At 71.7% G+C, this 12,271-nt stretch carries 13 protein-coding genes; 8 read left to right on the top strand and 5 right to left on the bottom strand.

Annotated features, from left to right (window positions below):
* Positions 1-152 precede the first annotated feature (152 nt).
* The gene (locus G401_RS0120855) at positions 153-668 is read right to left on the bottom strand and encodes a BMP family ABC transporter substrate-binding protein (RefSeq protein ID WP_157545995.1); all 516 of its coding nucleotides are present in this window, start codon (positions 666-668) and stop codon (positions 153-155) included.
* Between the two features lie 274 nt (positions 669-942).
* Here G401_RS0120855 and G401_RS0120860 point away from each other — a divergent pair, with 274 nt between their 5' ends.
* From G401_RS0120860 to G401_RS57145, 6 genes are all read left to right on the top strand, one after another.
* Positions 943-1,329, top strand: a complete 387-nt coding sequence (locus tag G401_RS0120860) for a YciI family protein (RefSeq protein WP_027344027.1) — start codon at positions 943-945, stop codon at positions 1,327-1,329.
* The gene (locus tag G401_RS0120865; RefSeq protein ID WP_027344028.1) at positions 1,326-2,543 is read left to right on the top strand and encodes an RNA polymerase sigma factor; all 1,218 of its coding nucleotides are present in this window, start codon (positions 1,326-1,328) and stop codon (positions 2,541-2,543) included. Before G401_RS0120860 ends, G401_RS0120865 begins: the two co-directional genes overlap by 4 nt.
* A gap of 93 nt (positions 2,544-2,636) precedes the next feature.
* Positions 2,637-3,566: an NAD-dependent epimerase/dehydratase family protein gene (locus G401_RS0120870; protein WP_169734225.1), complete on the top strand. Its 930-nt coding sequence runs from the start codon at positions 2,637-2,639 to the stop codon at positions 3,564-3,566.
* 78 nt (positions 3,567-3,644) lie between these two features.
* A complete protein-coding gene (locus tag G401_RS0120875) occupies positions 3,645-4,052 on the top strand; it encodes a YciI family protein (RefSeq protein ID WP_027344030.1) in 408 nt (135 codons plus the stop codon).
* Between the two features lie 22 nt (positions 4,053-4,074).
* Positions 4,075-5,292: an RNA polymerase sigma factor gene (locus G401_RS0120880; protein WP_027344031.1), complete on the top strand. Its 1,218-nt coding sequence runs from the start codon at positions 4,075-4,077 to the stop codon at positions 5,290-5,292.
* A 217-nt stretch (positions 5,293-5,509) separates the two neighbouring features.
* Positions 5,510-8,296, top strand: coding sequence for a S8 family peptidase (locus G401_RS57145; RefSeq protein ID WP_084557438.1), 2,787 nt, complete (start codon positions 5,510-5,512; stop codon positions 8,294-8,296).
* A gap of 123 nt (positions 8,297-8,419) precedes the next feature.
* Here the strand turns inward: G401_RS57145 and G401_RS0120890 are convergent, their stop codons facing one another.
* The 3 genes from G401_RS0120890 to G401_RS0120900 are packed head-to-tail and all read right to left on the bottom strand — an operon-like array spanning position 8,420 to position 10,140.
* Positions 8,420-8,956, bottom strand: a complete 537-nt coding sequence (locus G401_RS0120890; protein ID WP_027344032.1) for a GNAT family N-acetyltransferase — start codon at positions 8,954-8,956, stop codon at positions 8,420-8,422.
* A 23-nt stretch (positions 8,957-8,979) separates the two neighbouring features.
* Positions 8,980-9,558: a helix-turn-helix domain-containing protein gene (locus tag G401_RS0120895; protein WP_027344033.1), complete on the bottom strand. Its 579-nt coding sequence runs from the start codon at positions 9,556-9,558 to the stop codon at positions 8,980-8,982.
* 48 nt (positions 9,559-9,606) lie between these two features.
* Positions 9,607-10,140, bottom strand: coding sequence for a GNAT family N-acetyltransferase (locus tag G401_RS0120900; RefSeq protein WP_027344034.1), 534 nt, complete (start codon positions 10,138-10,140; stop codon positions 9,607-9,609).
* A gap of 102 nt (positions 10,141-10,242) precedes the next feature.
* Here G401_RS0120900 and G401_RS47225 point away from each other — a divergent pair, with 102 nt between their 5' ends.
* Positions 10,243-10,671 (top strand): hypothetical protein, encoded by a 429-nt coding sequence (locus G401_RS47225; protein WP_064741819.1) that lies wholly within the window; start codon positions 10,243-10,245, stop codon positions 10,669-10,671.
* Here G401_RS47225 and G401_RS0120915 read toward each other — a convergent pair.
* Positions 10,661-11,167, bottom strand: coding sequence for a MarR family winged helix-turn-helix transcriptional regulator (locus G401_RS0120915; RefSeq protein WP_027344035.1), 507 nt, complete (start codon positions 11,165-11,167; stop codon positions 10,661-10,663). The genes G401_RS47225 and G401_RS0120915 overlap by 11 nt on opposite strands.
* 31 nt (positions 11,168-11,198) lie before the next feature.
* On the opposite strand from G401_RS0120915, the gene G401_RS0120920 reads away from it, so the two are divergent.
* A complete protein-coding gene (locus tag G401_RS0120920; protein WP_034592503.1) occupies positions 11,199-12,263 on the top strand; it encodes a GNAT family N-acetyltransferase in 1,065 nt (354 codons plus the stop codon).
* Positions 12,264-12,271: the final 8 nt, after the last annotated feature.

Raw genomic sequence — 12,271 nt, forward strand, 5'->3', positions numbered from 1 at the left:
CACCTGCCCCCGTAGCCGTGATGGAATGCCGCGAGCGCATCGAAGCACAGCACGTGATGCAGTGACAAGAGCCGATGATAAAGACGCAGGTAAAATGCCAGAGGATCACGATTTTGATCCATATTGGATAAACGACGGAACGTAGTAGACGACTAAGATCGCACGCGTGCCCGAATCGCGGCGCCGATACCGGCCCGGACTCCGTCACCGGCCGGGACCACCGTCGCGTTGGTCCGCGCTTCGCCGTCGCCCACGAGCACGAAGCTCATCGCGGGAGCCTTCGCCGCCCCCGCTCGCGCCGCGGCGACCTCCGGGCCGCCGACCGCGACGATGACGCCGCAGCCGCGCTGGATCAGCGCGTTGAGGTAGGGCAGGATCCCGGCCGTCGTCGCCGGGCCGCTCGCGGCCAGGAAGGAGATCCGGATGCTCGTCGCATCGGAGACGTCGCGCATCCCGGCCCAGACGTCGGCCACCCCCGGCTCGGCGAGCCCGTTCGCCCCGGTGAGCAGGCACGCCTCGAAGGCGGCGAAGTCTCGCGTACGCGACGGCGGAATGGCGGCCTTCTCGGGCCGGGCCGGCCACCACACCACCATCGAAGCAGCGACGAGGGCGACCGCGAGCGCAACACCGCCCAGCCACAACCACAGGCGGGCCCCGTTCTTCACCATGGGGCCGAAGCATAGCCGTAGCAGGCCCCGCCGGATGTCCGCAACAGCCGGCAATCACCATTCGACAATGACGCGATCAGCACAGTCCTGTGTGGATGGACGCCTTTTCGATCAGTCGCGCGCCTACCGCGTACCGGAGTCATTCGATCGGGCCTTTCGCCGATCCGCGCGAGCGGCGCGATAATTTTCCCCGCGGCCGTGTCGATCCGCGGCCCGCCCGTTCGACGTGGGGGTACGCGGGCCGAGCGGCCCCTGTCCGGATGAGGAGAACGCGATGCCGAGGTACATGCTGATCATGCGGGGCACCGATGAGTCGAACGCGGCCATGATGGCGTCGATCGACGAGTCGATGGCGGCGACCGGCCGGTTCATCGAGGCGATGATGAAAGCCGACGTCCTGCTCGCGGCCGAGGGGCTGGACGATCCGGCCCGGGGCGCCGTGGTCGATTTCGGCGGCGAGACGCCCCTGGTGACCGACGGCCCGTACGGGGAGACGAGGGAGCTGTTCGGGGGCTACTTCCTGGTCGACGTCGCCTCGCAGCAGGAGGCGGTCGAGTGGGCGAAGCGGATGCCGGCCGCCCCCGGGTCCAAGATCGAGGTACGCCGGGTGGCGGAGAGCGACGAGGTCCCGCCGGGCAGCGAGAGCAGCGGCCGGGTGTGACGGGCACGGCCGACGTCGAGGCCGTCTGGCGGATCGAGTCGGCGCGGATCGTCGCCGCGCTGACCCGGTTCACCGGCGATTTCGGGCTGGCCGAGGACGTGGCGCAGGAGGCGGTGGCCGAGGCGCTGGTGTCGTGGCCGCGCGCGGCTCCGGCCAACCCGGCGGGCTGGCTGATGGCCACGGCCCGGCGGCGGGCCGTCGACGCGATCCGCCGCCGGGCCGCCCTGCGGGACCGGTACGCCTTGCTGGCGGCCGTTCCGGCGGCCGGCGAGGAGGCCGACCCCGACACGATTGGCGACGACATCCTGGCCCTGATGTTCATCAGCTGCCATCCGGTGCTCTCCCGCGAGGCCCGGGTGGCGCTGACCCTGCGCGTCGTCGGTGGACTGTCCACTGAGGAGATCTCCCGGGCGTTTCTCGTACCCGTGCCGACCGTCCAGGCCCGCATCACCCGGGCCAAGAAGGCGATCGCCGCGGCCGGGCTGCCGTTCGAGCTGCCGTCGGCCGGCGAGCGGCGGCAGCGGCTGGCCGGCGTACTCAGTGTGCTCTATGTGATTTTCACCGAGGGGTCGACGGCCACGTCCGGTGACCGGCTGCTGCGCCCCGACGTCGCGTACGAGGCGATCCGGCTGGTTCGAGCGCTGGCCGCGCTGCAGCCGCACGAGCCGGAGGTGCACGGGCTGCTCGCCCTGTGCGAGCTGACGGCCGCGCGCTTCCCGGCCCGGACCGCCCCGGACGGCTCGCCGGTCCTGCTCGAGGACCAGGACCGGCGGCGGTGGGACCGCGCGGCGATCCGCCGCGGGCTGGCGGCGCTGGCCCTGGCCTCGACCGGCCGCACCGGTCCTTACGGCCTGCAGGCCGCGATCGCCGCCACCCACGCGGCGGCGCCCAGCGTCGAGGCGACCGACTGGGACCGGATCGTCCTGCTCTACGAGGCGCTCGGCCGGGTCGCGCCCTCACCGGTGGTCGAGCTCAACCGGGCCGTCGCGGTGGCCATGGCGTCCGGCCCGGCGCAGGGCCTGGCCGTCGTGGACGAGCTGGTCGCCGCGGACCGGCTCCCCGGTTCGCATCTGGTGCCGACCGTACGCGGTGAGCTGCTGGCCCGGCTCGGCCGGCGCCCGGAGGCGCGAGCCGAACTGGAGCGTGCGGCCCGGCTGTGCGCCAACCAGCGTGAACGTTCCGTGCTGCTGCGCAAGGCGGCCGCGCTGGACTGAACGCCACCGGCCGTGGCGCGGGACTACGGACAGCGCAGTGACGGTGATGGATGATAGGGGTATGACGGATCACCGCGTGCGGGGTGCATTGCCGTGAGAGTGCTGGTACTCGGCGGAACGAGTTTCGTCGGCAGGGCGATCGTCGCCACGCTGCTACGGCATCACGAGGTCGGCGTCCTCAATCGCGGCCGGAACCCGATCTGGCAAGGACGGGCCGCCCAGCTGACCGCCGACCGGAACGATCCGGCGTCGGTCCGCCGCGCGCTGACCGGCGGGTACGACTGCGTCGTGGACGTCTCGGCGATGGCGGGCGCCCACATCGACAGCACCTCGGCACCGCTGCGTGCCCTGGGCGTCCGGCGGTACGTCCACATCAGCTCCGGCGTCGTCTACGACAGCGCGTCGACGCCGGTGCCGTTTCGCGAGGACGCCCCGGTGCCGGGCGATGCGCGCTGGGGTCGCTACGGCATCGGCAAGGCCGAAGCCGAACAGCGGCTGCGCCGGCTGGACTTCCCCGAGCTGACGGTACTGCGGCCGCCGTACGTGTACGGCCCCCACAACAACGACCAGCGCGAGCAGTTCTTGTGGGCGCGGCTGCTGGGCGGCCGGCCCGTGTTCGTCCCCGGTACCGGAGGCACCCGCATCCAGTTCTGCCCGGTGGAGCATCTGGCCGACGTGGTGCTGGCGGCGTGCGACGGGGCGATTCCCGCCGGCACGTTCAACGTCGCCGAGGCCCGCTCCTACCCATTCGACGACTACGTACGCGTGCTCGCCGACGTGGCGTCGGTCGAGCCGGACATCGTCCACGTCACGGATCCGGCCGTGAACGCCATCGCCCATTTCCCGTTCTTCGACTACGAGATGCTGCTGGACACGACGGCGCTGGAACGCACGGCGGCCCCGGCGCCCGTCGACCTGGCCACCGGGCTGACCGCCGCGCTGGCCTGGTTCCGCGCCCACGGGAAGATCGAATTCCGGCCGACCGCGTGGGAGGCCGCCCGGGCTCCCGGCTCCGGCGAATGAATGCGGGCGGCCGTGTCCGTCCACGTCCCTCGACTCCGACGTACCTGGTGAAACAATCGTCCGGAGAGGGAGACCACGATGAAGTACATGATCCTGACCTACGGCTCGCAGTCCGAGTACGACCTGATGAGCGGTAAGGGCGATCTCGCCCCGGAGGACTGGGCGCCGATGTACCAGTTCATGGAGAACTTCAACCGGGAACTGGCCGAGTCCGGCGAACTGGTGGACACCAGGGCACTCGTCGCACCGGTGCACACCCGGCGCGTACGCGCGCTGGAGAACGGGGTCCCGGTCGTGACCGACGGCCCGTACGCGGAGACCGAGGAGGTGCTCGCCGGCTGGTGGATCGTGGAGTGCAACGGCTTCGACCGGGCCACGGAGATCGCCGCCCGGCTGTCGGCCTGCCCGAGCCCGGGCGGCCGCTGGGCCGACGGGTACGCCGACGTGCGGCCGATCGCCGGCGGCCACGACGAGCTGGACCTGTGACGGTCCCGGCGAGGACCACGGCATGACGGAGACCGAGGACCTGCTGCGCGACCTGGCGCCGCGGGTCCTCGGCGCGGTCGTACGCCGGTTCGGCCACCTCGACCTGGCCGAGGACGCCGTCCAGGAGGCACTGCTGGCCGCCGCTACCAGCTGGCCCACCGCCGGGCGGCCGGACGATCCGGGCGGCTGGCTCATCACGGTCGCCGCCCGCAGGCTCACCGACCTGCTGCGCAGCGAGCAGGCCCGGCGCGCCCGCGAGGAACGGTACGTGCTGCTCACCGCGGGCACGAACGCGGAGACCGGCGGGGCGGCCGAGGACGACACGCTCGTGCTGCTGTTCCTGTGCTGCCATCCGGCGCTGACGCCCGCGTCGCAGATCGCGCTGACGCTGCGCGCCGTGGGCGGCCTGACCACCACGGAGATCGCCCGGGCGTTCCTCGTCCCGCCGGAGACGATGACGCGGCGGATCACCCGGGCCAAGCAGACCGTCACGGCCAGCGGGCAGCCGTTCGCGCTGCCCTCGGCGGCCGACCGCGACCAGCGCCTCGCCGCGGTCATGCACACCCTCTACCTCGTGTTCACCGAGGGGTACGCGACCACGGCCGGCCCGGCACCGCACCGGGTGGAGCTGACGGCCGAGGCGATCCGGCTGACCCGGATGCTGCACCGGCTGCTGCCCGACGAGTCCGAGGTCGCCGGGTTGCTGGCGCTCATGGTGCTCACCGACGCCCGGCGCGCCGCGCGTACCGGTCCGGACGGGGCCCTGGTGCCCATGGCGGAACAGGACCGCGGCCGCTGGAACACCGACCTGATCGCCGAAGGCGTCGACCTGATCACGGCGGCCCTGCCGCGCGGTCCCGTCGGCCCGTACCAGCTGCAAGCCGCGATCGCGGCCCTGCACGACGAGGCGCCCACCGCCGAGCAGACCGACTGGCCGCAGATCCTCGCCCTCTACGAGACACTCCTACGGCTGGCCGACAATCCGATGGTGGCCCTCAACCACGCGGTCGCCGCCGCGATGGTGCACGGCCCGCGTACCGGACTGGACCTGCTCGAACCGCTGACCGCCGACGCCCGTCTCCGCGACGACCACCGCCTGTACGCCGTCCGCGCGCATCTGCTGGAGCGGGACGGCCGGCTCGACGAGGCCCGCGAGGCGTACCGGGCCGCCGCCGACCGCGCCCGCAACATCCAGCAGCAGCGCTACCTCAACGGCCGCGCACATCAATCCCGGCAGTGAAGGTCCTTGATGGTCAAAATCTTCCTGTCCCGGGTTCGTCGATCTTGATTTGATCTTGATTTTGATCGGTTGTGGATCCCGTCACCCCCACGGCTGACGGGACAGTGCGGATCCGCCCGCGCGCGTACCGTGTGCGTTCGCCGCAGGCCTGTCCGGCCGGCGGCTCAGCATCGCCGTACCCCCTCGGACCGGGTGCACCCCTCATTGGAAGGACCCGATGAAGATCTCACGCGCCCCACGGCGTCACCCCTGGCGGAGAGTCGGCCTGCTCATCACGGCGGTCACGGGGTTGGTGGCGGCCGGTGCGCTCGTCGCATCCGCCGCACCAGCAGCTGAAGGCACGATCGTGGGGGCCGGCAGCCCCGACGCGATCCCCGGCAGCTACATCGTCGTCTTGAAGCCGGCCGCGTACGCCGACACCGCGGGCAAGTCCCGCTCACTCGCCGACCGGTTCAACGCCCAGCTCAAGCGCACCTACTCCGCGGCCGTGCACGGGTTCGCGGCCACGATGAGCGACGAGCACGCCCGGCAGCTGGCCGCCGAGCCGGACGTCGCGTACGTCCAGCAGAACAAGACGATCCGCATCGACGCCACGCAGACCGATCCCCCGTCGTGGGGCCTGGACCGCATCGATCAGCGGCCGCTCCCCCTGGACAGCGCGTACGCCTACGCGACGACCGCGTCCAACGTGCACGCGTACGTCATCGACACCGGTATCCGGTTGAACCACACCGATTTCGGCGGCCGGGCCGTCAAGGGGGTCGACGAGATCACCCCCGGCGGCAGCGCGGACGACTGCGACGGCCACGGTACGCACGTCGCGGGCACGATCGGCGGCTCGACGTTCGGCGTCGCCAAGGGCGTGTCGCTGGTGGCGGTCCGGGTGCTGGACTGCACCGGCTCGGGCACCACCGAGAGCGTGGTCGCCGGCGTCGACTGGGTGACGGCGCACGCCGTCAAGCCGGCGGTGGCCAACATGAGCCTCGGCGACACGGGTGACCCGACCCTGGACGCGGCGGTCAACAACTCGATCGCGTCCGGCATCACGTACGCGGTCGCGGCGGGCAACAGCAACGACAACGCCTGCGGCTACTCGCCCGCGCGTATCGCGGCCGCGATCACCGTCGGCGCGACCGACCGCAACGACAACCGGGCGAGCTTCTCCAACTTCGGTTCCTGCGTCGACCTGTTCGCGCCGGGCGTCGCCATCACCTCGGCGTCGATCGCCGGCACCACGGCATCGACGGTCATGAGCGGCACCTCGATGGCCTCTCCGCATGTGGCCGGCGCCGCGGCTCTGGTGCTGGCGGACAACCCGGCCTTCACGCCGGCCCAGGTGTCCGCGAGCCTGATCGCCAACGCCTCGCCGAGTTCGGTGGTCAACCGCGGCAGCGGGTCGCCCAACCGGCTGCTCTACACCGGCACGACGGCCACGCCGGCGCCCGTCGCGAACGACTTCGACATCACGGGCGACGCGGTGGTCACGACGCCGGGCCGGGCGGGGACGACGACACTGCGTCTGCCGGTCTCGGCGGGCGCGGCGCAGTCCGTGACGCTGTCCGCGGCGGGGCTGCCCGCCGGTGTGACCGCGTCCTTCAGCCCGGCGACGCTGTCGACCGGCGGCACGTCCACGGCGACGTTCAGCGCCGCCGCCGGTGCGGTCGCGGGCCGATACGCGATCGCGGTGAAGGCGACGGGCACGTCCGTCACGCACATCCTGAGCGAGACGCTGGTCGTGAGCGACAACAAGGGCACCTACTACCCCGTCACCCCGGCCCGGATCCTCGACACCCGCAGCGGCCTGGGCACGACGCAGGCGGGTCCGGCGGGCCCCCGCTCGACGATCAGCCTCCAGGTGACCGGGCACGGCGGCGTACCGGCGTCGGGGGTGTCGGCCGTGGTCCTCAACGTCACCGCGACCGGCGCGACCGCGTCGAGCTTCCTCACCGTGTACCCCGCGGGCTTCACCCAGCCCACCACCTCGTCGCTCAACCTCGTACCGGGGTGGACCGGAGCCAACTCGGTCACGGTCGCCCTCGGCACCGGCGGCAAGGTCAACATCTACAACAACGCCGGCAGTACGCAGGTGATCGCCGACGTGGTCGGCTTCTACGCCAGCGACAACGCGGTGGCCGCCACGGCCGGCATCGGTGGTGAGTACCAGCCGGTGATCCCCGGCCGGATCTTCGACAGCCGTACCGATCTCGGCACCAAGCTGGCCGCCGGCCAGGCGATCTCGGTCGGGGTCGACTTCGGCTCGGACACCAACCCGCACATCCGCGCGCTGGTGGTCAACGTGACCGCGGTCAGCCCCTCGGCGAGCGGCTTCCTGACGACCTGGAGCGGGAGCGGTACGCGCCCGGGAACGTCGACGCTGAACTACAAGGCGGGCGACATCGCCGTCCCGAACATGGCGATCGTGCCGGTCGGATCGTGCTGCGGCGGTTACCCGTCGGTGGCGGTCTACACGCAGGCCGCCTCGCACGTCATCGTGGACGTCATGGGGTTCATCGACGACAGCTCCCTGGGCGGCCTGCGGTTCAAGGCGCTGACCCCGGTACGCATCGCCGACACCCGCCAGGGTGACCCGGTGGGCGCGCTGGGCCCGAACACGACCGCCACCGTGACCGCGCCCGACTCGGTGGCGCCGGTCGGGACCTACGGTCTGGCGCTCAACGTGACGGCGGTGGCTCCGACGGCGTCGACCTACGTGTCGGTGTGGCCCAGCGGCATCGCCGGCATCGGCCAGCCCAACGTCAGCAACCTGAACCCGACGAAGGGCCAGATCATCCCGAACGCCGTGTACACCCTCATCGGGCCGGCCAACGGCTTCCACGTCTACAACCGGTCCGGTACGACGAACGTGCTGGCCGATGTGGTCGGTACGTTCTGGGATCCGGCGGTCACCGCCAGCGGGACGTCGGCGACGGGCCAGGCGGCGGCGTCCGGACGTGGTCCGTGGCAGGTCGCCGCGCACGGGCACACGCTGATTCCTGCCAGCTGACCGAACGCACGACCGAACGGCTCCAGGCCCGCGGGCCTGGAGCCGTTCCGCGTATCCACAGTGGATCTGCGGTGTCGCACGTGGTCCGCCGGCGGGCGATCCCGCGGGCGGACGACGCGACCGTCATTCCGCCTCGACGGCCAGCCGCTTGTAGAAGAACGTGCAGTCGCGCGGGGTGCCGCCCGGGTCGGCCGCGTAGCCGGGCACGATGCCGTACTCGGTCCAGCCGGTGGCCCGGTAGAGGAAGTCGGCGTCGCTGCCGGTCTCGGTGTCGAGCAGCAGCAGGCTGAGCCCGAGCGAGCGCGCCTCCTGCTCGAGCACGGACATGAGCCGCTTGGCCAGCCCGCGTCCCCGCGCTGTGCGGTGCACCATCAGTTTGATCAGCTCGCCGCGGTAGCGGGCGTTGTCCTTGCGGCCGGGCACCAGGCTGATCGTGCCCACGATCCGGTCGCCCTCGTACGCCGCCCAGACGAGGTGGCTGCCGTCGGCCACCCCGGATGCCAGCGAACGCCACCATCCGGCGGCCTCGTCGGGCGGGTACGGGGCGAGAAAGCCCAGCGAGGCGCCGCTGTCCACGGCGTCGGACAGCAGTTCGGCCAGGCCGGGCACGCCCGCGGCGAACTCCTCGGCCGACATTCGGGCGATGGTCATCGTGGTCATATCGATCCTTTTCAGGGTGTAGCTCAGGGTGCGACGACAAGGATGGCGTACCTGGCCGCCTGCTCGCCCAGGTTGCGGAACCGGGAGCCGCCCCACAGCCGGAACCGCAGGCAGTCCCCCGCGGCCAGCTCGTGCACCTGCCCGTTGACGGTGATCTCGACCGCGCCGTCGAGCACCCAGATGTGCTGTTCCAGTCCGCTGACCGGCGGTGCGTCGTACGGGACGTCCGCCCCGGGGCGCAGGGTGCCCTCGATGACCTCGCCGCGCAGGCCGGCGTGCGGCGGGGACACCGACCGGCGGACGAATCCCGACGCCTCGTCGTGCCACACGGGCTGGTCGGCGGCGCGCACGACCGGCGACGGCGCCTCCTCGACCTCGGCCAGCAGCCGCGACATCGTCCGCCCGTACGCGGTGCAGAGCTTGCCCAGCAGCGACGCGGTCGGACTGATCTCGGCGCGTTCCAGCCGGGAGAGCGTCGACCGGCTCACGCCGGTCTGCCGGGCCAGCTGGTCCAGCGACCAGCCGTACTCCGCCCGCAGCTGCGCCAGCCGGGCCGCGAGTTGGGTCTCCAGCACGTCAGGAGCCGACTCGACTATCTCCATGTCGAGAAACTGTCCCAGATATGAGACGTCCCCGTCAAGCCGCCGCCATCATGCGTGGGCGGCGCCGGGCCGCATGCCGAGCCACTGCTCGGCCTCCCACGCCTCGAACCGCTCGACCTCGGCGAACCCCAGCTTCGCCGCCAGACGCATCGAGCCGACGTTGGCGGACTGGGTGGTGAGCACCACCGGTTCACCGGGAAACTCGCCGGCGAGCCAGCCGAGGGCGGCCGCGCAGGCTTCGGCGGCGTACCCGAAACCCCACGCCCGCGGCAGGAACAGGTAGCCGAGATCGAGTTTCCCCACGGCCGCGGGGCGGTGCTTCGTCGCCCTCCTGAGCAGGATCTGCCCGATCATCGCCCCGTCGAGGTCGACGATGAAACTGCCGGGCCACCGCGCGGGCACCGCCGGGGTCTCGCGCTCCAGGTCGGCGGGCGACTGGGGGCCGCCGAGATAGGTGTGCACCTCCGGGGAGGCGAGCAACTCCATGAACGCCGCACGGTCGCGCGCCTCGGACGCGCGCAGCACGAGCCGCTCGGTGCGGATCGGCTCAGGCGGCCAGGCCACAGGTCCCAGATCCTCCATCCGCGCACGCTAACAGACCGACGGACCTGCCGAAGACCACCTCTCGCGGGGGCGGTCGCGGCTGCGGATGCCGACAAGATCAAAATCTGGCATGCTACCGAGATGCGTATCGCACAACGAATCGCCATCGTCGTGATTGGAATGCTCGCGGCGGTCACCGCCGTCGCGGCGCCCGCCTCGGCGGTCACCCCACCCCCGACCGAGTGGAACGAAGCGCAGGCGTACGGCATGGACCCCGCCACGGACGGCTGCATGCTGAACACCTACGCCCAGGCGTGCTTCCGCAAGGACGGCGACATCTGGTTCGTCAAGGACATGGAGTCCGACGGCTACCCCACCGTCGTCTACTGGCAGAACCACTACAACGGCGACTTCTACCGCCAGGGGATCTGCATCACCCACCTGTCGTACGGCAACTGGGGAACGTGCAACAAGGACTACCACGAGGGCAGCCTCGTGAGCTTCCGGGCCTGCCGGTACATCGACGGCGAGTTGAAGAACTGCACGGACTGGAAGGGCATCAACGCGTAAGGCGTTCCGCCGGACCGCTCGGATCACCGTCGGCGGTGGACAGACCCAGCCTGCCGGCGATCTTCTCGATCGCGGCCAGATCCGCCGGGGTGAGCCGGTCGACGAAGTGGTGCCGCACCGACTCCAGATGGGTCGGTGCGGCATCTTGCAACGTGGCCAGGCCCTGCGCGGTGAGCGTCAGCAGGCAGCCCCGGCCGTCGGCCGGGTCCGGTGCGCGCCGCAGCAGGCCGCGCGCCTCCATCCGGGTCGCATGCCGCGACAGCCGGCTGCGCGACCAGCCCATCTTGTCGGCCTGCCCGCCCAGCGTCCAGGTGTACGCGGGCCGCTCGGACAGCGTGCTCAGCACCTCGTAGTCGGGCTCGGACAGGTCGATGGCGGCCAGGTCGCGGGCGGTACCGGTCTGCACGGCGGTCATGATCCGCCGGAACGCCCGCCAGGCCCGCTCCTCGTCGGAGGTCAGCCAGCGTACGGGGCCGGCCGGACGTTTCGTTGACATGTAATTAATCTAGCAGGTAGCGTTCGTTTCCATGTCAACGAAAAGGCCCCGTGTCCTCGTCCTGACGTGCAGCACCCGCCCGCGCGCCCTCGGCCCCGCGGTCGGCCGCTGGCTGCTCGACGCGGTCGCCGACCGGGCCGAGGAGCTGGAGATCGACCTCGTACCGGTCGCCCTCGCGGACCTGGATCTGCCCTTGCTCGACGAGCGGGAACACCCGTCGTCCGGCGTCTACGAGCAGGAGCACACGCGCCGCTGGAGCGCGATCGTCGACGCGGCGGACGGGTTCATCGCCGTGACGCCCGAATACAACTACGGGATGCCCGCGGCCCTGAAGAACGCCCTGGACTACCTCGGTCACGAGTGGGCCTGGAAGCCGATCGGCTTCGTCAGCTACGGCAACACCTCGGCGGGCACCCGGGCGGTCCAGCACGCCCAGCAGGTGGTCACCACGCTGCGCCTGGTCCCGATCGGCGCCACGGTCGCGATCCGCATCGGCGACGCGGTGGCGCACGGGCGGCTGCGGCCGGACACCCGCCGGGACGCGCTCGGCGTCGCCCTGCTGGACGAACTGGTCCGGGCGGCGTACGCGCTGCGGCCGATGCGCGACCGCGAGCGGGCCGCGACCGTGCCCGGTCCCCTGCCGGGCTCCTACGCCAGGCGGTTGACGCCGCTCGACGCCGCCGAGGTCACGGTGCTGCAGCGCGCCTGCTGGGTGGAGGAGGCCCTGACCAACGACACCCTGGACATACCGGCGCTGCACGAGTCGTTGGAGCAGGTGACCGCGTGGCTGGCCGACTGGCGGACCACCGGCCTGTGGCTCGACGGCCGGCTGCTGGGCATGGTACGCATCCGCCGGGCCGAAGGTGACTGGCAGCTGGGCCGGCTCGCGGTGGTACCCGACCTGCGCGGCCGAGGGATCGGCCGTTGGCTGCTGCGCACCGCGGAAGCGGCGGCGGGAGCGGAATCCGGTCGCATCGTCCTGCACACCGGCGCCCGGAGCCTGCGGAACATCGGCCTCTACGAGAGCGAAGGCTACCGGTCGACGCCGGACGTCGGCCCCACCGGGACCGTCCGCCTGGCCAAGACGCACGCCTGAGCGCCGCC

This window comes from Hamadaea tsunoensis DSM 44101, assembly GCF_000428945.1.
Lineage (GTDB): Bacteria > Actinomycetota > Actinomycetes > Mycobacteriales > Micromonosporaceae > Hamadaea > Hamadaea tsunoensis.